Origin of the sequence: Raineyella sp. W15-4, assembly GCF_033170155.1 — a bacterium.
Taxonomy (GTDB): domain Bacteria; phylum Actinomycetota; class Actinomycetes; order Propionibacteriales; family Propionibacteriaceae; genus Raineyella.
Genome location: NZ_CP137079.1, coordinates 2,872,799 through 2,893,355, shown reverse-complemented (window position 1 = coordinate 2,893,355; position 20,557 = coordinate 2,872,799). Strand labels below are relative to the sequence as shown.

The 20,557-nt window shown below is 69.8% G+C and carries 19 protein-coding genes, 1 tRNA gene and 1 pseudogene; 8 read left to right on the top strand and 13 right to left on the bottom strand.

The genetic code is table 11. The features are described from left to right. Positions 1–13 precede the first annotated feature (13 nt). The 4 genes and pseudogenes from R0145_RS13565 to R0145_RS13550 form a co-directional block, all read left to right on the top strand. Positions 14–850, top strand: a pseudogene (locus tag R0145_RS13565) (metal ABC transporter permease); the annotation flags it as partial. Between the two features lie 214 nt (positions 851–1,064). Then, positions 1,065–1,424 (top strand): hypothetical protein, encoded by a 360-nt coding sequence (locus R0145_RS13560; protein WP_317837397.1) that lies wholly within the window; start codon positions 1,065–1,067, stop codon positions 1,422–1,424. Positions 1,425–1,528: 104 nt separating this feature from the next. Beyond that, complete coding sequence (locus R0145_RS13555) at positions 1,529–2,776, top strand: AAA family ATPase (protein WP_317837396.1); 1,248 nt, start codon at positions 1,529–1,531, stop codon at positions 2,774–2,776. 187 nt (positions 2,777–2,963) lie between these two features. Then, positions 2,964–3,467 carry a hypothetical protein gene (locus R0145_RS13550; protein ID WP_317837395.1) on the top strand — a complete coding sequence of 168 codons (504 nt, stop codon included), beginning with the start codon at positions 2,964–2,966 and terminating at the stop codon, positions 3,465–3,467. On the opposite strand, the gene R0145_RS13545 is transcribed toward R0145_RS13550, so the two are convergent. The 6 genes from R0145_RS13545 to R0145_RS13520 form a co-directional block, all read right to left on the bottom strand. Beyond that, positions 3,407–4,234, bottom strand: a complete 828-nt coding sequence (locus R0145_RS13545) for a ferritin-like domain-containing protein (RefSeq protein ID WP_317837394.1) — start codon at positions 4,232–4,234, stop codon at positions 3,407–3,409. The genes R0145_RS13550 and R0145_RS13545 overlap by 61 nt on opposite strands. Before the next feature lie 392 nt (positions 4,235–4,626). Further along, positions 4,627–5,607, bottom strand: coding sequence for a 23S rRNA (guanosine(2251)-2'-O)-methyltransferase RlmB (gene rlmB / locus R0145_RS13540; protein ID WP_317837393.1), 981 nt, complete (start codon positions 5,605–5,607; stop codon positions 4,627–4,629). Further along, positions 5,607–7,022: a cysteine--tRNA ligase gene (cysS, locus tag R0145_RS13535; RefSeq protein WP_317837392.1), complete on the bottom strand. Its 1,416-nt coding sequence runs from the start codon at positions 7,020–7,022 to the stop codon at positions 5,607–5,609. The genes rlmB and cysS overlap by 1 nt, the downstream gene beginning before the upstream one ends. Positions 7,023–7,068: 46 nt before the next feature. After that, positions 7,069–8,445 carry a DUF4032 domain-containing protein gene (locus R0145_RS13530; protein WP_317837391.1) on the bottom strand — a complete coding sequence of 459 codons (1,377 nt, stop codon included), beginning with the start codon at positions 8,443–8,445 and terminating at the stop codon, positions 7,069–7,071. A gap of 73 nt (positions 8,446–8,518) precedes the next feature. Beyond that, a complete protein-coding gene (locus R0145_RS13525; RefSeq protein WP_317837390.1) occupies positions 8,519–9,616 on the bottom strand; it encodes a sn-glycerol-3-phosphate ABC transporter ATP-binding protein UgpC in 1,098 nt (365 codons plus the stop codon). A 174-nt stretch (positions 9,617–9,790) separates the two neighbouring features. Continuing rightward, the gene (locus R0145_RS13520) at positions 9,791–10,600 is read right to left on the bottom strand and encodes a transglutaminase family protein (RefSeq protein ID WP_317837389.1); all 810 of its coding nucleotides are present in this window, start codon (positions 10,598–10,600) and stop codon (positions 9,791–9,793) included. A gap of 80 nt (positions 10,601–10,680) precedes the next feature. Here R0145_RS13520 and R0145_RS13515 point away from each other — a divergent pair, with 80 nt between their 5' ends. After that, positions 10,681–11,415 carry a DedA family protein gene (locus tag R0145_RS13515; protein ID WP_317837388.1) on the top strand — a complete coding sequence of 245 codons (735 nt, stop codon included), beginning with the start codon at positions 10,681–10,683 and terminating at the stop codon, positions 11,413–11,415. 31 nt (positions 11,416–11,446) lie between these two features. On the opposite strand, the gene R0145_RS13510 is transcribed toward R0145_RS13515, so the two are convergent. The 6 genes from R0145_RS13510 to R0145_RS13485 form a co-directional block, all read right to left on the bottom strand. Further along, positions 11,447–11,977: an O-acetyl-ADP-ribose deacetylase gene (locus R0145_RS13510; RefSeq protein WP_317837387.1), complete on the bottom strand. Its 531-nt coding sequence runs from the start codon at positions 11,975–11,977 to the stop codon at positions 11,447–11,449. After that, the gene (locus tag R0145_RS13505; protein ID WP_317837386.1) at positions 11,974–12,711 is read right to left on the bottom strand and encodes a hypothetical protein; all 738 of its coding nucleotides are present in this window, start codon (positions 12,709–12,711) and stop codon (positions 11,974–11,976) included. Before R0145_RS13505 ends, R0145_RS13510 begins: the two co-directional genes overlap by 4 nt. A 48-nt stretch (positions 12,712–12,759) precedes the next feature. Continuing rightward, positions 12,760–12,924, bottom strand: a complete 165-nt coding sequence (locus R0145_RS13500; RefSeq protein ID WP_317837385.1) for a hypothetical protein — start codon at positions 12,922–12,924, stop codon at positions 12,760–12,762. After that, positions 12,913–12,987: transfer RNA gene (locus R0145_RS13495), tRNA-Thr, on the bottom strand. Before R0145_RS13495 ends, R0145_RS13500 begins: the two co-directional genes overlap by 12 nt. Positions 12,988–13,079: 92 nt before the next feature. Then, on the bottom strand, positions 13,080–15,359 hold the full coding sequence (locus tag R0145_RS13490) for a helix-turn-helix transcriptional regulator (protein ID WP_317837384.1): 2,280 nt from the start codon (positions 15,357–15,359) through the stop codon (positions 13,080–13,082). 79 nt (positions 15,360–15,438) lie between these two features. Beyond that, the gene (locus R0145_RS13485; protein ID WP_317837383.1) at positions 15,439–16,191 is read right to left on the bottom strand and encodes a hypothetical protein; all 753 of its coding nucleotides are present in this window, start codon (positions 16,189–16,191) and stop codon (positions 15,439–15,441) included. Between the two features lie 401 nt (positions 16,192–16,592). On the opposite strand from R0145_RS13485, the gene R0145_RS13480 reads away from it, so the two are divergent. Beyond that, on the top strand, positions 16,593–16,928 hold the full coding sequence (locus R0145_RS13480; RefSeq protein ID WP_317837382.1) for a DUF3263 domain-containing protein: 336 nt from the start codon (positions 16,593–16,595) through the stop codon (positions 16,926–16,928). A 19-nt stretch (positions 16,929–16,947) separates the two neighbouring features. On the opposite strand, the gene R0145_RS13475 is transcribed toward R0145_RS13480, so the two are convergent. After that, the gene (locus R0145_RS13475) at positions 16,948–17,397 is read right to left on the bottom strand and encodes a hypothetical protein (protein ID WP_317837381.1); all 450 of its coding nucleotides are present in this window, start codon (positions 17,395–17,397) and stop codon (positions 16,948–16,950) included. Positions 17,398–17,628: 231 nt separating this feature from the next. Here R0145_RS13475 and groL point away from each other — a divergent pair, with 231 nt between their 5' ends. Both groL and R0145_RS13465 read left to right on the top strand, forming a co-directional pair. Continuing rightward, a complete protein-coding gene (gene groL, locus R0145_RS13470; protein WP_317837380.1) occupies positions 17,629–19,251 on the top strand; it encodes a chaperonin GroEL in 1,623 nt (540 codons plus the stop codon). 148 nt (positions 19,252–19,399) lie between these two features. After that, a complete protein-coding gene (locus R0145_RS13465) occupies positions 19,400–20,551 on the top strand; it encodes a dipeptidase (protein ID WP_317837379.1) in 1,152 nt (383 codons plus the stop codon). Positions 20,552–20,557 lie beyond the last annotated feature (6 nt).

Here is a 20,557-nt window from a genome sequence, read left to right as displayed (position 1 = left end):
AACGGAGGATCGGATGACTGACGTGTGGTCCCAGGTGGTCAACTTCGCCGACTACGGGCAGATGTTCGCACTGCTGCGCAACTCGGTCATCGCGGGAGCCGTGCTGGGTCTGGTCGGCGGGCTGGTCGCGACGTTCGTGATCCAACGTGACCTCGCCTTCGCCGTGCACGGCGTCAGCGAGCTCTCCTTCGCCGGTGGGGCGGCCGGTCTGCTGTTCGGCGTCGGCGTGGTTCCGGGGGCACTGGGCGGATCGATCCTCGCTGCGGCGCTGATCGGCCTCTTCGGGGCCCAGTCGCGACAGCGCAACTCGGTGATCGGGGTGCTGATGCCGTTCGGCCTGGGGCTGGGGATCCTGTTCCTGTCGCTCTACCCGGGGCGCGGTGCCAACAAGTTCGGCCTGCTCACCGGCCAGATCGTCGCGGTGGACGATCCGCGGCTGGCCGTGCTGTCGGCGATCTGCCTGGTCGTCGCCGTCGGGTTGCTCATCGTCTGGCGGCCGCTGACCTTCGCCAGCCTGGATCCCGAGGTGGCCGAGGCCCGAGGCGTGCCCACCCGCTTCCTGTCGTTCGTCTTCATGGTGCTGCTGGGCCTGGCCACCGCGGTGAGCGTGCAGATCGTCGGGGCGCTGCTGGTGCTGTCGATCCTGGTGACCCCGGCCGCGGCCGCGCTGCGGCTGACCCATGCCCCCGGCCGGGTGGCGGTGCTGTCGATGCTCTTCGCCACGGTGTCGCTGGTCGGCGGCATCCTGCTGGCGCTCGGGGCGGCGATCCCGATCAGCCCGTACGTCACCACGATCTCGTTCACCATCTACCTGGTCGCCACGGCTGTCGGTGCCTGGCGGGCACGGCGGGCCGCCTGGCGGCCCAATGGCCGGCAGCCTGATCGCGGCCGGCCCGGTGGTGAGCTGTCCGAGAGCACCGGCGTACGTTCCGTTGCGCCCCGGCTCGACCGGTCGGTGGCGTCGGCCGGGGACTAGTCGTTGCCCGGCCGATCCGTGGGCCGCTACGCTGCCGACGGTCTCGGCCCTGCACCCGGAGGCAACGCTGTGCCTGACCAGCGCACTGGTGCACCACGGCCTGCGTGACCTGGCGCCGGTGGACGCCGACATCGCGCTGCCGCGGGGGGCACGACGGCCGACCGGGATCGACGGTGTCGCCTGGCACAGCTTCGACCCCGGGACGTTCGGGATCGGGCGGGAGGTTGCCGAACTGCCGGGCGGGCCGGTGGTGGCCATCTATTCGGCGGAACGGACGATCGTGGACAGCTTCCGGCTCCGGCACCAAGGGAGCGGCGGGGTCGCCCAGGAGGCGCTGCGTCGGTGGGTCGCCTGCCGCGGCAACTCGCCGGCAAAGCTCCTGGCGGTAGCGGCGTCGTTCCCGAAGGCCGAGCCGAGCATCCGCCAGGCGTTGGCGGTGCTGCGGTGAGATGGGGACGGGGCGAGAACTGGGTGGACTGCCGGTGGTGACAGGGGACAGGCCTCCCGTCATCGTTCCGACTGACGAGTGACAAGGCGACTACAATCCCTTGTATGGCGCGTCAGAAGCGACTCACTCACCTCTCTCTGGAGAACTATCGCTCTGTTCGCTCTCTCGACCTGGAACTCAGCCCACTGACGGCCTTCATCGGGCCGAATGGATCCGGAAAATCCAATGTTCTGTCGGCCATCCGCTTTCTGTCGACTACTGCCAGCAAGGATCTGGAATCAGCCATCGCTCAGTTCGGCGGTTTCCATCGGGTTCATCGAGAGGCTGCGGGGACGGGCAGGCTGGATCCGGTTCGCATTGGGGTGGCGGGGATTGTCACTGCTCATGCTTCTTACAACGCCCCCGATGAGTACGATCTCGCGTTCTCCCAGAAGAAGAGCGGGCGCATCACCCGCGACGAGGCTTTCGTCTTCAAACGGGCCCCGGGCCAAGGGCGTAGGAGGCGGATCCATGTCACCGGCGCTGAGATCACCACCGGTGACGAGGACGGCAAGGCATCGGCGAGCGACTCCCGCGATGTGCAGTTCGCCTTGGCCTCCGAGCTGACCACGGGGCTGTTCGCCGCGCAGGCGGTGCAGGTAGCAAGAGACGACAACCGTGGCATTGTGGAATTCGCTGAGTTTCTGAAGTCGCTCATCGTGTTCGAGCCTCAAGTACGTGAAATCGTTGAGCCCGTGCGGTCCGCCGGAGGTCGTGATGACCGTCCTCCGGTACGATTGGCGGCTGATGGGGCCAACTTGGCGCCAGTCCTGGAGCAGTTGCGCATGCAGGCCCCGGAGAGTTATGGGGCTCTGGTCTCGGACATGAAGGAGTGCCTTCCCGGGCTCGAAGACATCGTGCTGGACATGCGTGGCGGCGCGACCGATTACACCGTGGTCCAAATCGTTGAGCGAGGAGCGCGCCAGCCCTTTGACCTCGCGGATGCGTCGTACGGCACCGTGAGGATGCTGGCTCTGCTCACCGCGTTACACCAACTCAACCCCCCAGCGGTCATGGCTATCGAAGAGGTGGACAGCGGCCTCCATCCCTACGCCTTGGACGTCCTCGTGGAGCGCCTCAGGACAGCAACCGGGCGCACTCAGCTTCTCGTCAGCAGCCATTCACCGACGTTCGTCAACCGGTTGGATCCGGAGGAGATCGTCGTCTGTGATCGTGACCCTGAGTCCGGCGAGTCAGTGATTCCGGCCGTGGGTAGTGGCGACATCCGGCGTGCTGTTGAGGCGGCGGGAGGCATGGGCGCTGGTGAGTTGTGGTTCGCCGGAGTCCTTGATGGGGTGCCGCGTGGCGCGTGATCGGCCGCTGACTTTCTCGAGACGCGACGTGAACGTCCGTCATCCGCGGGCCCGAAGAACTGGCCGGGAAGTCTGTATCTTTGCTGAGAGCCACCACGACGCTGACGCGATTGCCGTGTTCTTTCGCAGTGTTCGGACGACTGCGGTCCCTGTCTCCTTGCGACGACCTGTCTCTCTGCAGCGTGGCGTGAGTGCCCCGAAGATGCGCGGCTGGGTCAATGCCATGAGTGATGCCGTCAAGGCGCGAGCCGCCTCCGGGAACAGGGACGTGATCGGCGTTCTGGTGCACCGGGATGCAGACACTGCGGATCCTGTGGGCAGGTTGGCCGAGGAACTGAACGGTCAGCTGGCCGGTCTGCCCGTCGATGCGCGAGCGATCGTTCCGGTCCAGGAGACGGAGGCGTGGTGGCTCGCCTACCCGGCAGCATTGGCGGCGATCCGGTCTTGGTGGGCCAAGGCGGTGCACGATCCATCGGGAGACACTGAGCGGATCGCCGGTCCCAAGGAACTACTGCAGCGACAGACGCGACGGACCACAGGGGACTCCCGAGGCCAGTACGTCGAGTCGGACTCCAGAGCCATTGCCGCGCAGATAGTCCTGTTGCCAGGCTGGCGGGGTTCCTGGCGGGGTCAGGCTCCGCCGTCGCTGGAGCGTGCGCTCCAGGCCGTCGAATCGGTCGGCGACTCCTGACCCTGGGGCGCGTCACGGTACGCCCGACTCGCGTCGTCGCCGAGGACGGCCCTGATACTGCCGCGGATGGCGCGGAGGCAGGCCCGCAGGACCTCCACCGGACGGCGACCACAGGCGCGCAGCGCCGCGCCGTGATCGAGGCAGACCACCACCGTCGCGCCGAAGCCGATCACACCCCAGACCGCCCCGATGGCGAGCCGCAGCGGTGCCGGGGTGCGTGCGAAACCCTCCCGGAGCCGATCGATCTGGAAGCTGACATGATGACGCTCGTCCTCCAGCACGTACGCGCCGAGCCGGCGCAGCCCGGCATCCGGGGCGCCCTCGGCGAGAGCAGCGAAGTACTCCAGGGCGATCGCCTCCGCCACCAGGAAGAGCACCAGCTCGGTGCGCAGGCCGAGGGCCCGGCGCAGCAGCGTGAAGGCGGTGTCCGACCAGTGCCCCGGCAGGTGATCAGCGGCGAAGCGGTCGAGCATCCGGCCGAACAACGCCGAGTGCCGTTGCTCCTCGGCGACGAACAGACGAAGACAGTCCGTGTACGTGGCATCCCCGACACGCTCGGCCTTGCCGAGCAGGTGGATCCCGTCGCCCGCCTCGCCGAGCTCGAACCGCTGCAGCGAGTGCACGAAGGCCCGCCGCTGCGTCGGCGACAGCTCGACCGGCGCCGACCAGTCCCACTGGGCGTCGAGCACCTCGTGCCGGGCGACGTTCGACCGGAAATGGGTGAGCCAGTGGTCGTAGCGGTCTCGGTCCTCCGGGGACGGGCTCATGCGGTCACTCTATCCACGCCGGGCTCACCCGCGGATGCCGCCGAACGGCCGGGAACAGGCGAAGGCCCGGCGCGGCGGGATCGCCGGGCCGGGCCTCGGTGTGTGGCTGGTAACGGGGGAAGATCAGTGCTCGGGGCGGGCCGCGTCGACACCCTCGAGCATCCAGCGCGGGGTGAAGGAGTCGGCGCCGGTGGCGGTGAGCAGAGCGGCTTCGTCGATACGGCGACGGTCAGTGGACATGGTGGTTTCCTTTGCGATCGTCCGGATGGATACCTGGCGACGCCCTTGTCCTCAATGGCCATCACTCTACCGGCGGGCCCCAAGTCCGACCAAAACCCCGGGGCCGGGTCCTGCGTCGTCGCCCCGCCGATCAGTCCGCCGATCGCCGCCGATCAGCCCCGACCGACGGCCCGGGCCCGGCTGATCTCGTACAGCGCGATGCTGGTGGCCACCCCCGCGTTCAGCGACTCCACCTCGCTGCTGATCGGGATCGACGCGAGCACATCACAGTTCTCCCGGACCAACCGCTGCAGCCCCTCACCCTCGGAGCCGACGACCAGCAGCACCGGCCCGTCCGCCCCGGGGATCGCCGCGACGTCGATGTCCCCCTCGCCGGCCAGCCCGACCACCACGAACCCCGCCTTGGCGTAGTCCTGCAGGACCCGGTTGAGGTTCGTCGCGCGGGCCACCGGGATCCGGGCGGCCGCCCCGGCCGAGGTCTTCCACGCCGCCGCCGTCATGCCGGCGGACCGCCGCTCCGGGATCACCACGCCCTGGGCGCCGAAGGCGGCCGCCGAGCGGATGATCGCGCCCAGGTTCCGCGGATCGGTGACCTGGTCGAGGGCGACCACCAGTGGCGCCCCGGGTGCCTGCAGCGCGTCGGCCATCAGGTCGCCGGGGTGCGCGTACTCGTAGTCCGGCAACTTGACCGCCAGTCCCTGGTGGGTCGCCCCGGCGGTCAGCCGGTCCAGCTCCTGCTTGGTGGTCTGCAGCATCGGGATCGACTTCTCGGCGCACAGCTTGAACACCTCGCGCACCCGGTCGTCCCGGTCGATCCCCTCGGCCACGTAGACGCTCACCACCGGGATCCCGGCGCGCAGCGCCTCCACCACCGGGTTGCGCCCGGCGACCCACTCCGCCCCGCCGCCGCGCGGCTGCTGGGGCGTACGCTTCGGCCGGGCCGTTTCCCGGGCCTGGGCGGCGACCTTCGCCTGGTGCGCCTTGTGATAGACGCGGTCCTCCGCCTTCGGGGTCGGGCCGCGGCCCTCGAGCCCCTTGCGGGCCCGGCCGCCGGACCCGGCGGTGTTGCCCTTCCCGCTGTTGCCCTTGCCGCGGTGGCGTACGGCGCCCCTGCGCTGCGAATTACCTGCCATCAGTGCTCCACGCTCCACTTCGGTCCCTGCGGGGTGTCCTCGACATGGACGCCGAGCGCCGCCAGCGAGTCCCGGATGCCGTCGGCCGCCGGGTAGTCCTTGCGCGCCCGGGCCTCCTGGCGCTGGTCCAGCAGCGCCTTCACCAGGCCGTCGACGACCGGCTCCAGCTCCGCCCCGGCGCCGGCCGACTCCGCCCAGATCGGGTCGAGCGGATCCAGGCCGAGCACCCCGAGCATGGCCCGGACTGCGGCGTACGTCTCGCGGACCGCGGCGGTGTCGCCCGCATCGATCGCCTGGTTGCCCGCCTTCACCGTGGTGTAGACGGTGGCCACCGCCACGGGCGTGCCGAGGTCGTCGTCCATCGCCGCGACGAACTCCGCGGGCAGCCGTCCGGCCGGGTCGGTGTCGCCGACCAGCCCGTGTGCCCGGTCGAGGAAGGAATCGATCCTGGCCAGCGACGCCGTCGCCTCCGCCAGGGAGGTGTCGGAGAACTCGATCGAGGACCGGTAGTGCGGCGCCACCAGATAGAACCGCACCGCCCGCGGCGGGTACTGCTTGGTCACCTCGGTGACCAGCGCGCCGTTGCCGAGCGACTTCGACATCTTCTCGCCGGCCGCGGTCACCCAGGCGTTGTGCATCCAGTAGCGGGCGAACGGCCGCCCGGCCGCGGTCGACTGGGCCAGTTCGTTCTCGTGGTGCGGGAAGCGCAGGTCCAGCCCGCCGCCGTGGATGTCGAACTCGTCGCCGAGGTACTTGCCCGACATCGCCGAGCACTCCAGGTGCCAGCCGGGACGCCCCCGCCCCCACGGGGTGCGCCAGGAGGCCGTCTCCGGCTCGTCGGAGTCGGTGCGGCCCTTCCATAGGGCGAAGTCGTGCGGGTCGCGCTTGCCGCGTGGGTCGGAGTCCTCGGCCGGCGCCATGTCGGCCACCCGCTGGCCGGACAGTTTGCCGTAGTCGGGCCAGGACCGGACGTCGAAGTAGACGTCGCCCGACCCGTCCGCGGCGACGTACGCGTGCCCCCGCTCGATCAGTTGCTCGATCAGCTCGATCATCTCCGGGATGTGGCCGGTCGCCCGCGGCTCGTACGTCGGCGGCAGGCACCCCAGCGCCTGGTAGGCCTTGTGCAGCTCCAGCTCGAAGTGGTAGGCCAGCGCGTACCACTCCACCCCCTGCTCGGCGGACTTGCGCAGGATCTTGTCGTCGATGTCGGTGACGTTGGCGACGACCTTCACCTCGTACCCGGACCAGGTCAGCCACCGCCGCAGGACGTCGAAGACGACCTCCTTGCGGATGTGGCCCAGGTGCGGGGCCGACTGCACCGTCAGGCCACAGTGGTAGATCGAGACCTTCCCGGGAACGACGGGCACGAACTCCCGTGTCCGGTGGGTCATCGAGTCGTAGAGCTGGAACGTCACGGGCCAAGACTACCGGGAATGCGCCGCCGGGCCGCCGAGCCCTCGATCACTCCGCCAGGCGGCGGGCGGCCTTGGCGCGGATCGCGGACATGTCCAGATAGCCGCTCGGTGCCGCGGCCAGCTCCTCGCCGGTCTCCCACGGATCGTCCGGCGCCGGCTCGTCGTCCATGTCGTCGGCGGTCACCGCGGCGATCACCTCGCGGGTCTGGTCCCCGCCGGTGGGGGCGACGGACAGCTCCTCGTCGGGCAGATGGCTCAGCACGTCACGGACATAGCCCTGGGTGGCCTCCAGTAGCGGCACCTCGTGGCCGGCCGCCTCGGAACGGTACCAGCGGTAGTCCAGCATCTCGTGGTAGATCTGCGCCGGCTCCAGCTTGGAGGCGAACTCCTCCGGCACCATGTGGATCACCGGCTCGAAGCACTCGGTCAGCCACTGGTGGGCGACGACCGCCTCGTCGAGGTTCTGCTGGCCGGTGCGCGCCCGGTAGGAGTCCAGGTCATTCAGCAGCCGGCGGGCCTGGTTCTCCTCGGTGTCGAGGCCGGTCAGCCGCATCAGCCGGCGGGCGTGGTGCCCGGCGTCGACCACCTTCGGCTGGATCCGGATCGTCGACCCGTCGATGTCGGTGGTGATGTCGAGCTCCGCGACGTCGAAGCCGAGCGCGTTGAGGCGGCGTACCCGGCCCTCGATCCGGTGCATCTCGCTGCCGTCGAACTCCTCCACCCCGGTCAGCTCGTGCCACAGCTCCCGGTAGCGGGTGACGATGGTCTCGACCAGCAGGGCCGGGTCGAGGGCCGAGTCCAGCATCCCGCCGGCCTCGAGGTCAAGGAACTCGCCGAAGAGATTGATCCGGGCCATCTCCAGGTCGTGCTCGCGCTGACCGTCGGACAGCCGCTCGTGGAACTCGCCGGTCTCGGCATCGACCAGGTGCGCGGCGAAGTCCGAGGCGTCGCGGCGGAACAGCGTGTTGGACAGCGAGACGTCGCCCCACAGGAAGCCGATCAGGTGCAGCCGGGCCAACAGGACGACCATCGCGTCGAGCAGTCGGGTGACGGTGTCGGAGCGTACGCCCTTGGAGAAGAGCGTGCGGTAGGGCAGCGAGAACTGCAGGTGCTTGGTGATCAGGATCGGGTCGAGCAGGTCCCCGGTCGGGGTGTACCGGCGGGTGACCACCCCCACGGGTTCCACCGCCGGCGTACCGAGGCGCATCAGATCGTGGAGCAGCCGGTACTCGTGCATCGCCAGGTGCTCGACGACCTCCTTGGCGGCGTACACCTCGTCGCCGACCCGGATGAACCGGACGACATGCCGCGAGATGCCGCGGGGGAGCGCGACGAGATGCTCCGCGGGCCACTCGGCGAGCGGAGTCCCCCAGGGCAGCGGGAGCAACCGGGCATCCGGATGCGCGGAGAGGAACCGAGGCACGTCTCTCAGTGTGACAGGGAAATCAAGCGGGTGCGGTCGCCGCTCAGGGGACGCACGGTGCAGGAGAGGTGGTTCAGGAGATGCGCAGGCCGGTCGCGTTGTCGAAAACGTGGACGTCGCCGGGGTCGACCATCAGCCGGACCCGCTCGTGGCGCTTGGGCGTGTGGCGGGTGGAGATCCTGGCGACGAGCTGGTCGGACTCCTGGCGGGTGCTGAGGATCGCCACGGCGGGCGCGCCGTAGAGATAGGCGTCGGCGCCGAGCTCCTCGACCACCTCGACGGACAGTTCGATGCCGCGCTCGTCCGCGGACAGGGTGAGCGACTCCGGGCGGATGCCGAGGGTGACCCCGGCAGTCGGGTCGGCCCGGTCGAGCACTTGGCGCGGGATCGGGGCGATCCAGTCGCCCAGCCGGACGCCTCCGTCCACGACCGGGCCCTGGAAGAGATTCATCGACGGGGAGCCGATGAAGCCGGCGACGAAGAGGTTGCGTGGCGTGTCGTACAGGGCGATCGGGCTGTCCACCTGCTGCAGCACGCCCTCGTCGAGCACGGCCACCCGGTCGCCGAGAGTCATCGCCTCGATCTGGTCGTGGGTGACGTAGACGGTGGTGATCCCCAGCCGGGTCTGCAGCGAGGCGATCTGGGTGCGGGTCGTCACCCGCAGCTTCGCGTCGAGGTTCGACAGCGGCTCGTCCATCAGGAACACCTGGGGCTTGCGGACGATCGCCCGGCCCATCGCCACCCGCTGCCGCTGGCCGCCGGAAAGCGCCTTCGGTTTGCGGTTCAGGAAGTCCTCCAGGCCGAGGAGCTTCGCGGCCTCCAGCACCCGGGCGTTGCGCTCCTCGTTCGGGACGTTCTGCATCTTGAGGGCGAAGCCCATGTTGTCCGCCACTGTCATGTGCGGGTAGAGCGCGTAGTTCTGGAAGACCATGGCGATGTCGCGGTCCTTGGGGGGCAGGGTGGTGACGTCCTGGTCGGCGATCCACACCGAGCCGGAGGTCACCTCCTCCAGTCCGGCCAGCATCCGCAGCGTCGTCGACTTGCCGGACCCCGAGGGGCCGACCAGCACCATGAACTCGCCGTCGGCGATGTCCAGGGAGAGCTTGTCGACCGCGGGATGGTCGGCGCCGGGATAGACGCGGGTCGCTTCGCGGAAGGACACGGTGGCCATACTGGAGGTTCTCCTTTCCACGGGCAGGGACGTGCCCGACGATCCGACCTGGAATGTGTTCCCAGTATGACCGTCGGAGTGCCGGAGCCCGACACCGGACGGCAGAAGACGCCGCCGGGCGCTCTCCCGGACGCTACCATTCGCCTCCATCCGCCGCGGGGCGCCCCCGGCGGCTCAGGTGAGCACCACCGGGGCGAGATGGTCGTCGGCCGGCAGCTCGTCCACCTCGGCCCGGACGGTGTAGCCGGTGAGTCGCAGACCGGCCCCGTAGCTGGACAGGAAGGCGCTGTCGGCGGCGTCGCGGCCGGTGGCGATCCGGACCATCGTCCGGCGCGGTGCCAGCCGGGTCGGGTCGAGGACCTGCCACTGCCCGTCGGACCAGGCCTCGGCCACCGCATGGAACTCCATCTGTGCCAGTCCCGGCGCCCACACCGACACGAACCGGGCCGGCGTGTTGCGGGCGCGCAGCAGGCTGATCACCAGGTGCGCGTGGTCGCGGCACACTCCCCGACGCAACTCGAGCACGTCCAGGGTCGAGTGCGAGGGCCCGGTGGAACCCGGCACATACGCCACATTGTCGTGTACCCAGCCGCTGACTGCCTCCATCAGCGCCGCCCCGGTGAGGCCGCCGAACTGCGTGCGGGCGAACCGGCCGAGTCGATCACTCTCGCAATAGCGGCTGGGCCGCAGGTAGGTGGGCAGGTCGACCGGGTCGTCGAGCGGCGGCGGGGCCTCGCCGTCCAGCACCGCGTCGTACGCCAGCGCGAAGTGCACCGGATGCGCGGTCCCCGGCTCCGTGCCGAAGCAATGCAGCCGAGTGCCGTGCGGGCCGACCAACTGGGACAGGTCGGCGGGCTCCCCGTCCACGGTGACGACCAGCGACTCCTGGGTGGGGGCGTACGCTGCGGCGGCGGCCACGATCGCGTAGACGGTCAGCGGCCCAGCGAGATCCCCGGACAGGGTGGTGTGGAGGGTGCGCCGCATGGCGGCAGTTCTACCGGTGCCGGCGGTCGGTTGTCGACTCGGGCACGTATCATCCGAGCAGCCGTCCAGAAGGAGCGCCAGTGAGCGACTCAGCCCCCGAGCCCGACGCGCGGGCCGCCGAACAGGACCGGCCATGGTGGGACGATCCGTCGCTGCCGTGGTCGCACGAGCCGACCCGGCGCGACCTGGTCTGCTGGACCGGGATCGGGCTGGTCGGCATCTACTCCCTGGTGATGCTGCCGCTGCGGCCGGTGCTGCTCGGCTACACGCCGTACGTGCTCGCCGCGGTGTCCGGGTCCCGGACCGCCGTGGTGATGATCGGGGCGCTGTCGGCCACCGGGGACCCCTGGTGGTGGGCCGGCTGGCTGATGGCCACCGTCAGCGTGCTCAAGTTCGACTGGGTCTACTTCTGGGCCGGCAAGCTGTGGGGGCGCGGTCTGCTGGAGGTGATGACCGGCACCTCGGAGCGGGCCCGTCGACGCAACGAACGGGCGGAGCGGTTCGCGCTGCGCTGGTCGGTGCCGGCCGTACTCGCCACCTATCTGCCGATCCCGCTGCCCGGGGCGATCATCTACGCCACGGTCGGCGCGGCCGGGATGTCCTGGCGCCGGTTCCTGGTCGTCGACGCGATCGGGGCGGCGGTCCTGCAGGGGCTCTACCTCTACCTCGGTCACCGTCTCGGCGAGCCTGCCGTCCGGTTCGTCGAGGAGTACGCGAAGTACAGCATCTGGCTGTCGCTGGTGCTGCTCGCCGTGGTGGTCGGCGGCATGCTGCTGGGTGATCGGCGGCGGAAGGCGGGTCGTCCGGGGCGCTGAGCTGAGCGGCTCGGCCAACCCCCGGGGGTGGTCAGCCCCGCAGCTCGATCAGGGCCTCCTCGAAGACCCGGAACATCGGCTCGTCACGCAGCACGAAGGTCGCCTCGGCGACCTGGGTCGGGGTGGTCGACACCGTCGTGATGGCGATCCGGGCGGCGTCGCGCACCGGCCAGCCGTACGCCCCGGCGGAGACGGCCGGGAACACGATGGTCGACACGGCGAGCTCGTCGGCCACCCGCAGGCACTCCCGGTAGGACGACATCAGCAGGTGGGTGCGGTCCTCGGTGGGCGTCCACAGCGGGCCCACGGTATGGATCACCCACTGGGCGTCGAGGCGACCGGCGGTGGTGGCCACCGCCTGGCCCGGCGGCAGACCGTCCGGCAGGCTCGTCGCCCGCAGTCGGCGGCAGGCCTGCTGCAGCGCCGGACCGCCGGCGCGGTGGATCGCCCCGTCGACCCCGCCGCCACCCTGCAGGCTGGAGTTGGTGGCATTGACGATGGCGTCGGCGCGCTGTTCCGTGATGTCCCCGATGACCAGGGTGACGGACGCGTGGTTGCTCATGACAAGGGATTCTGGCCGGGTTCCCAGAAGTTCGTCTGGTAGTTGAGCACGTCACCGGGCTCGAACAGGTCGTCCACGCCCTCGGTGTCGTCGACCTCGTGCCGGGTCGGGGAGGTGGCCCGGGTCGAGACGGCGTTCACCTCCAGCAGCGGGCGCAGCCCCGGGGTGGTGGTCAACTGCCCCAGCCCCATGTAGTTGAGGATCGCCATGGCGTAGCCGAGGTCACCGGGCGGCACCGGCGTCGCCCCCGCCATGGTGGCGAACTGCTGGGCGGTGTCCTCGACCGCCCCTTGGTCGACGAGTTCGAAGTCGTGGCGGGTCAGGACCGAGACGACCTCGCCGCGGGGGACGGACCGCGGTGTCGACCCGGGAAACCCGGCCGCTCCGGGTGCTGCGGCCGATCCCCGGCCCGCCATCGATCCCGGTGACCCGGCTGCGCCCGGTGACCCGGCGGCCGCGCCCCCGGTGGACGACGTCCGTGCGTCGTCGCCGTCGGTGAGGAAGCCGAATCCTCGCCCGCAGTAGGTGACCTGGGCGTCCTGGAAGTCGAGCAGGGCGCCCTCCAGGCGGATGTTCGCATCCTCCAGATCACGCGGATCCGATCCGGGCCGCAGCGCGGCGAGCCGCTCGAGGTGGATCAGGACCTGTTCGGCGAATTGACGACCGCTGCGGACGAGCTCCTGGTAAGCGGTCTCGGACCACGGAGCGCCGGCGGAGGGAGAGGTGGGGGCCATGGTCTCTACGGTATAGCGCCTCCCGGATTCCGGAAGCCGAGACCGGTCTCAGGGTGTCTCGATGCAGCACGTCGGTGACTCGACCGGCAGGTGGTCCGGTGCGTGCAGATCGCTGCCCCGTAGCCGGTCGACCAGTCGCTCACCGGTGCCGTCAGGGTCGATGAACAGCGTGGTCGTCCCGGCGGCGGCAGGGTCCTCTGATGGAGCTCCCACAGGGAGTCGAACCCTGATCTGCTCTTTACAAGAGAGCTGTTCTGGCCGTTGAACTACGGGAGCGTGGATCGGCGCCGAGCGACCATTATGCACTGAGACCGGGCGCGAGCCGACCGGCGCAGTTCTGGTCGGCCTTCCGGGGGTGGGCGGAGGGGTCAAGTGAGGAGCTGATATCTCTCGGCCATGCCGACCGCCTCCTCGCGCGTGCTCACGCCGAGCTTGCGGTAGAGCTGACGCAGATGCGTCTTCACAGTGTTGCGGGTGATGAACATCTCCTTGGCGATCTCATCCGTGCTCTTCCCCACCGACAGCAGGGCCAGCACGCGCCGTTGCCGATCGGTCAGCGAGGGGATCGCGCGGTCGACGAGAATCGGTCGCCCCGTGATCGCTTCGGGGACTCCGGCCGGGACACCTTCGGGCGGATGGTGGGGATCCAGAGAGGTCAGCCAGTTCCGGAATTGGGGAGTCTCGGCGACGAGCAGGACCACCCAGTCCTCATGGATCGCTGCCCATCGCAGTGCTCGTTCGAAGTGCTCGACGGCGCTTCGGCGTTGCTGGAGCTCCCAGAGCACCGACCCCCGGAGCACCAGCGGCGCGGGAACACCACGCGGATACGCCCGGGCCACCGCCGCTTCGGACAGTTCTCCCTGGGGCGACGTGGCGGCGAGGACCCGCCCGTACGAGCCCACCGACAGGTCGACCCTGGCGAGGATGCTCCGCCCCATCAGGTCGGGCGGCGTTTCGAGGTCGCTGAACTCGATCTCGGATCGGTGACTGAAGACGTCGTGGATGCCTGAGTAGTCGCCGACGGCGGCGCTGATCAGGGCCTGGACGAGGTGGGCGAGGTGCCGCTGGTCCGGGGTCTGCCGTCGCCACGCGGCAGACCTGGACCAGCGATCGAAGGCCTTCAGTGCGGGCACGAACGACTTGGTGATCAGCGAGGTGAACATGTTCGCGAATTGGAAGTACGCCTCGTAGGCGGTCCCCCTGCTGGCCTCGGCGGCGATCTCGCGAGCGCTGCGGAGCGTGTCGTCCTCCGCCACGCTGGGGACGACCAGCAGCCGAGCGATGTGTGCAGGCACGTCGGCCGCTCCGCTCTCCTCGCCGGCTCTGTCAGGGAGGGAGGCCAGCAGGGCGCGGGCATCGTCGGTCCGGCCCCAGATCGCCAGCACCAGCGCGAGGAGTCCCAGGCCCTCCCTGCGGACCCGGTCCGAGGCCTGAGGCGATGTGTCGAGGGCGCGTCGCAGCCGGTCGAATTCCTGGCTGGGATCGGCGCCCAGGACGCCGGCGATCGCGTGCGCGATCTCGCTGTCCGCGCGGATCCGTGCCACCGCCGCCACGGTGTCGACTCCGCGGTCGGCTCCGGTCGGGAGCGTACGTCGCACGGCGGCCGAGTACGCGGCCTCCGCCGAGAAGTCACCGCAGTCGATCGCCAGGAACTGACCCCACACCGCGATCTCGGCTCCGGTGATCGGGTCAGGCGTGTCACAGAAGTCGTCGAGCGCCTCGCGAGCGCCGCGGTACTGGGCGTACGCCACGTCAGGTGTCGAAGGGTCGTGATACCGGCTCTCATAGGCGGCGCGGGTCGCCGCCACCAGCGTGCCGACATCCCTGGCTCCGGCGAAGGGGGTCGGCTCGGGGACGCGGGCGGCGACGCCCACCGTCGGCCTTCCGAGGCGAGAACGCAGCGACGGGGATGAGGGGGCCGGTGCCACCAGGGCGAAGATCGCCCGGTCGATGGCCTCCCCACGGGCTCGGAGCAGTTCGTATTCGGTGGCCAGGCCCGGGACGAGCGCCTCGGCCAGGGCCTCGGCCTCCCTGCTGCCGGGCAGTTCCCCGGAGCCGGACCCCAGGCGGAAGACCCCCTCCGCGAGCGCCTCTCGCTCCGGGTCGCTTCCGGGGTTCAGTGTCCTGACCAGCGCATAGTGACCCTCCACCATCAGCGCGCGTGGGGTCGGATAGCGCCGCAACAGGGCGGCGGCGCCAGGGTGGAGTACGCCGTCGCGACTGAGCAGTTGTGCCAACTCGGGGGAATACTCGCCGAGGACGGCGAGGATGCGGGCCGCCACCGCGGACAGGCGATGGTCGACGTCGGCGCGTTCTGTCACGTACGGTCTCAGCCGCCGAAGGGTCGTCGGGGTCACGGTCACGAGCGCTTCGGGCTCCCTGACCGCATCCTGTGCGACGGAGGCGGCATCCTCGCTCCGGGCCCGGTGACCGGCCGGCGGCAGCATGCTGAGCCGCATCGGCGGCGCGATCAGCTCTGTCACCGAAGAGGACGCCAGGAGCGCGTAGTCCTGCAGGACCACGATCCCGTCCGGCACGTCCCGCAGCGACCTGACGGCCCCGACGGTCAGCTCGCCGGCCCGTTCCTCGCCCGTCCCGGTCGGGTCCGTCCAGAACAGGAGCTGATCGCCCCGCCTGACCACCCCCACCAACGCTCCATCTCGACGGGGCTGGTGGGGATACGGAATATCAGGGTGCGTCAACTCTTGTCACGCCTTGCAGGCCGATTCAGCAGGGGATCTCCCGAGCGAACTGGAACCTCGTCAAGAACACCGCCTGGTTGCTGTCGGTGTTCGGCGCCTTGGCGACACCCGAGCCGTACAGGCTGTACGCGTAGTTCCAGTAACGGATGGTGAACGTCGTCACCGGCGCGGTGAAGGTGATGTCGATCTGCCCTCCCGGGCCATCCTCGTCGACATTGCCATCCTGTTGATTGCGCCATGGATCTGCAGTGGTGCCGGACCCGATCACCTTCGAGCCGGACGGTGCGACGGCCGTGTACGGAGTCGGTGAGATCAGCGCCACCGCGTCGAAGAAGTCACGGTTGGTGTCATTCGGGGGAGCGCTCCAGGTCCGATCAATGTCGGTGATGCTGAAGCTGAGTCCGTGCAGCGGTTCGGGGAACGTGAAGGTGACCGTCTGGTAGTCGGCAGCGGTAGGTGCGGTCTTCCCGTTCTGGCCGACACGCTGCAGGAGGCCATAGCCGACCTCCCCGATGCCCCCGACGTTGAAGGTCGTGACCGCGGCATTGCCCTGCAAAGTGTCGTTGTCACCTCTCATGTTCCCGGCCCATTCGTGGAGGGCCGTGAACGTGATCGTAGTACCGGGCTTTGTGCCGGCAGGCTGTGGGGTGAAGGAAATAGTCCGGGTGAACGGATCCGTCAGCTGGCGCGTGCCGCCGAGAACGGCGAGTCCCCAGTTGAGCGCCACTGTCGAACTCGTGCAGCCCGGTGAGGCCGCGGTGGCCGGCAGGGCGCTCACTGCGACGATGGCAGGCGCAGCCCACGCGGCGCCTACCACAACGGTCCGTCGCGAGATGTTTCGTTGTGACAGTCCGGCGCGCCGATCCTGGCGCCCCCCTTTGTCTGCTTTGCTGAACGGCACTTCTGTCTCCCCATTCCCTTGCTCTCGTCACGATCAGCGACGAGAACTGCATCAGGTCCGCAGTCAGCGTTGTTCACGGGTGACGGGAATCTGCGGGAAATCACCCGCCTCTCACCCTTCTGGGTCTCACATCTCATCCACAGCTCACACCGGAATCGGGCCTGCTCACACCGAATCGGGTCGCGGTGACCGGCATCGCAGTCTTCGTGGCGTCGACCTGAGGGTCCGCCGCGGCGGGTGAACGACACTTGTGTGATTCCCGGACTAGACTTCTCGGCATGACCTCAGCCCACCCCGATCCCGCGGTCGATCGTCCCGATGTCTCCGGGGTGGGCGATGCCTCCGGAGTGGGTATGGGAGTGGGCCTGGGGGAGTTGTCAGAGCTGGAGCGGTGCATCCTCGATGCCGCGGGGGGCCGCTGGACCGATCCGGCGGGCGGCCGGGAGACGATCCGGGAACAGTTCGGGATCTCCGTCACCCGGTACTACCAGGTGCTCAACGCGCTGCTCGACGAGCCGGCCGCCCTCGCGTACGACCCCCTGGTGGTGAAGCGGCTGCTCCGTCAACGAGAACGGGATCGGCGGGAGCGCTCTGCCCGTCGGCTGGCGAACTGACGCCGCCGACCCGCCGGACTCAGCGTCGACTGCCCTGCCGGTGGCTGCCCGGCCGGTAGCCGCCGTCGGCCAGTCCGGCGTGCACCTCGAAGGCGTTCGCCGCTGCCCGGTCGCCGGTCCGCAGCCAGGACCAGGCCATCGCCACCAGGTAGACCGGCAGCATCGGCAGTCCCAGCCAGGCGCACCACTGGGTGGCGTGTCGCTCCTCGTGGGCGAGCAGTCGCGGGAGCCGTACGGCCAGGTCGGCGAACCGGCCCGGGGTGATCACCACCGAGCCGACGGTGAAGGCGCCCGCGATCGGGAAGCCCAGCCGGTACCCCTCGGCCAGCCACAGCCCGCGCGGACCCCGACGGAGCCGGCATCGGCCGGCGGTGGCCACCAGCAGGCCGAGCGGGGTGGACAGGTTGATCCAGTTCGCCACCGTCCGCACCCGGGTGGCAGCGCCAGGGCCGATCTCGGGCTGCTCCATGCGGACCAGTGTCGCACCGGCGCGCACCACGCTGGGCGCTCCCACTGTTTGCACTCCCTTGGGGTGAGTGCTAACAATTGCCTTGGCACTCCCCGCGGGTGAGTGCTACGTACGTGGGACTGGTGAGGCCCGGCCGGGCCGTCCGTCGCGGGCACCGGTCGCATGCGCATCCAGACACTACGGACAAGCAACGGGGCCGCGCGCCTCGATTTGCGGGAGGACTCCCGGGACATGGCAAAGCTGATTGAATTCGACGTCGAGGCCCGCCGCGGCCTCGAGCGGGGGATGAACACCCTCGCCGACGCAGTCAAGGTCACCCTCGGCCCCAAGGGCCGCAATGTCGTGCTGGAGAAGAAGTGGGGCGCCCCCACCATCACCAACGACGGTGTGTCCATCGCCAAGGAGATCGAGCTCGAGGAGCCGTACGAGAAGATCGGCGCCGAGCTCGTCAAGGAGGTCGCCAAGAAGACCGACGACGTCGCCGGTGACGGCACCACCACGGCCACCGTGCTGGCCCAGGCCATCGTCCGCGAGGGCCTCAAGAACGTCACCGCCGGTGCCAACCCGATGAGCCTCAAGAAGGGCATCGAGAAGGCCGTCGCCGCGATCAACGACCAGCTGCTGGCGATGGCCACCGACGTGGAGACCAAGGCGCAGATCGCCGCCACCGCCTCCATCTCGGCCGCCGACACCCAGGTCGGCGAGATCATCGCCGAGGCGATGGACAAGGTCGGCAAGGAAGGCGTCATCACCGTCGACGAGTCGAACACCTTCGGCCTGGAGCTCGAGCTCACCGAGGGCATGCGCTTCGACAAGGGCTACATCTCGCCCTACTTCGTCACCGACACCGAGCGCATGGAGACCGTGCTCGACAACCCCTACATCCTGCTGGTGAACTCCAAGGTCTCCAACCTCAAGGAGCTCCTGCCGGTGCTGGAGAAGGTCATGCAGGCCGGCAAGCCGCTGGTCGTCATCGCCGAGGACGTCGAGGGTGAGGCCCTCGCCGGCCTGATCGTCAACAAGATCCGCGGCACCTTCCAGTCCGTCGCCGTCAAGGCCCCCGGCTTCGGCGACCGTCGCAAGGCGATGCTGGCCGACATGGCCATCCTCACCGGCGGCCAGGTGATCTCCGAGGAGGTCGGCCTCAAGCTGGAGCAGGCCGATCTGACCCTGATGGGCTCCGCCCGCCAGGTGATCGTCACCAAGGACGAGACCACCATCATCGAGGGCGCCGGCGAGGCCGACGCGATCGAGGGCCGGGTCAACCAGATCCGCGCCGAGATCGAGCACAGCGACTCCGACTACGACCGCGAGAAGCTGCAGGAGCGGCTGGCCAAGCTGGCCGGTGGCGTGGCCGTGATCAAGGTCGGCGCCGCCACCGAGGTCGAGCTCAACGAGCGCAAGCACCGGATCGAGGACGCCGTCCGCAACGCCAAGGCGGCTGTCGAGGAGGGTATCCTGCCCGGCGGTGGCGTGGCCCTGATCCAGGCCGCCAAGGCGGTCAACCTCGACCTGCAGGGCGAGGAGAAGGTCGGCGCCCAGATCGTCTTCCGCGCGGTCCAGGCCCCGCTGAAGCAGATCGCCGTGAACGCCGGTCTCGAGGGCGGCGTGGTGGCCGAGAAGGTCGCCAACCTGCCCGCCGGCCAGGGCCTCAACGCCGCGACCGGTGAGTACGTGGACATGGTCGCTGCGGGCATCATCGACCCGGCCAAGGTGACTCGCTCCGCGCTGCAGAACGCCGCCTCGATCGGGGCGCTGTTCCTCACCACCGAGGCCGTCATCGCCGACAAGCCCGAGCCGGCCCAGGTGCCGACCGGTCACTCCGCCGACGAGATGGGCGGCGTCGGCTTCTGAGCCGACCCGCACCCAGCCCGAACACACCGGAGGGCGGTCCCATCACGGGGCCGCCCTCCGGTCGTGTCCCCGCCTTTCCCTGCCCTTCGAGCCGTACGCTCGCCCGGTACGACGGCCACACCGCACTCCGGTGAGCCACAATGGCCCCATGGAGCTGATACCGGTGGTCGACGGACACAACGACCTGGCCTGGGCCCTGCGCGAACACGGCTACGACCTGCTCGCCCACGAGCTCGACCGGAGCCGCCCCGAATTCCACACCGATGTGCCGCGGCTGCGGGCCGGCGGTGTCCGCGCCCAGTTCTGGTCGGTGTTCGTGCCGGGCACCCTGGCCGGGGACCTGGCGGTCGCGGCGACCCTGGAGCAGATCGACGCGGTCGGCGCATTCATCGACCGCTACCCGGCGCACTTCCGCCGGGTGGCCGACGCCGACGAGTTCGACCGGCTGGTGCTGGCCGGTCCGGACGCACCGATCGCCTCGCTGATGGGCGCCGAGGGGGGACACTCCATCGCCAACTCGCTGGGCGTGCTGCGTACGCTGCACCGCCTCGGCGTGCGCTACCTCACCCTCACCCACAACGAGAACACCGACTGGGCCGACTCGGCCACCGACGAGCCGCGCCACCACGGGCTGACCGCCTTCGGCACCGAGGTGATCCGCGAGATGAACCGGCTCGGGATGATCGTCGACCTCTCCCACACCTCGGCCGACACGATGGCCGACGCGCTGGCGGTCTCCACCGCCCCGGTGATCTTCTCGCACTCCTCGTCCCGGGCGGTCTGCCCGCACCCGCGCAACGTGCCGGACGACATCCTGGTCGACCTGGCCGCCCAGGGCGGCCTGTGCATGGTCACCTTCGTCGCCCCGTTCGTCTCCGAGGCGGCGTACGAGTGGCGCAGCCGGGCCGAGGACGAGGCCCGCCACCAAGGCCTGGACGTGCACGACCACGACCAGATGGGCGCCTTCTACGAGTCGTACCCGATCGCCATGCCGCCGGCCGGTCTGGAGGACGTCGTCGCCCACTTCGAGCACCTGCGCGAGGTGGTCGGGGTCGACCACCTCGGGGTCGGCGCCGACTTCGACGGCACCAGCTGGCTGCCCGAGGGGCTGTCCGACGTGTCCTGCTACCCGCGGCTATGGGAGGCACTGGCCCGCGGCGGCTGGAGCCGCGACGATCTGGAGAAGGTCGGCTGGCGGAACATGTCCCGGGTGCTCCACGAGGTCGAGGACCGGGCCGCGGCGATGCGGGCCACCCGACGGGACCCGGCCGACGAGGCCGCGGCGATGCGGCCGGCCTGACGGAGG

Excerpts from the sequence above, each read along its gene's own strand:
- R0145_RS13555 (WP_317837396.1), top strand. The coding sequence starts at position 1,529 with ATGGCGCGTCAGAAGCGACTCACTCACCTCTCTCTGGAGAACTATCGC.
- R0145_RS13505 (WP_317837386.1), bottom strand. The coding sequence starts at position 12,711 with ATGGCCCCCACCTCTCCCTCCGCCGGCGCTCCGTGGTCCGAGACCGCT.
- R0145_RS13510 (WP_317837387.1), bottom strand. The coding sequence starts at position 11,977 with ATGAGCAACCACGCGTCCGTCACCCTGGTCATCGGGGACATCACGGAA.
- R0145_RS13520 (WP_317837389.1), bottom strand. The coding sequence starts at position 10,600 with ATGCGGCGCACCCTCCACACCACCCTGTCCGGGGATCTCGCTGGGCCG.
- groL (WP_317837380.1), top strand. The coding sequence starts at position 17,629 with ATGGCAAAGCTGATTGAATTCGACGTCGAGGCCCGCCGCGGCCTCGAG.
- R0145_RS13480 (WP_317837382.1), top strand. The coding sequence starts at position 16,593 with ATGACCTCAGCCCACCCCGATCCCGCGGTCGATCGTCCCGATGTCTCC.
- R0145_RS13525 (WP_317837390.1), bottom strand. The coding sequence starts at position 9,616 with ATGGCCACCGTGTCCTTCCGCGAAGCGACCCGCGTCTATCCCGGCGCC.
- R0145_RS13545 (WP_317837394.1), bottom strand. The coding sequence starts at position 4,234 with ATGAGCCCGTCCCCGGAGGACCGAGACCGCTACGACCACTGGCTCACC.
- rlmB (WP_317837393.1), bottom strand. The coding sequence starts at position 5,607 with ATGGCAGGTAATTCGCAGCGCAGGGGCGCCGTACGCCACCGCGGCAAG.
- R0145_RS13475 (WP_317837381.1), bottom strand. The coding sequence starts at position 17,397 with ATGGAGCAGCCCGAGATCGGCCCTGGCGCTGCCACCCGGGTGCGGACG.
- R0145_RS13465 (WP_317837379.1), top strand. The coding sequence starts at position 19,400 with ATGGAGCTGATACCGGTGGTCGACGGACACAACGACCTGGCCTGGGCC.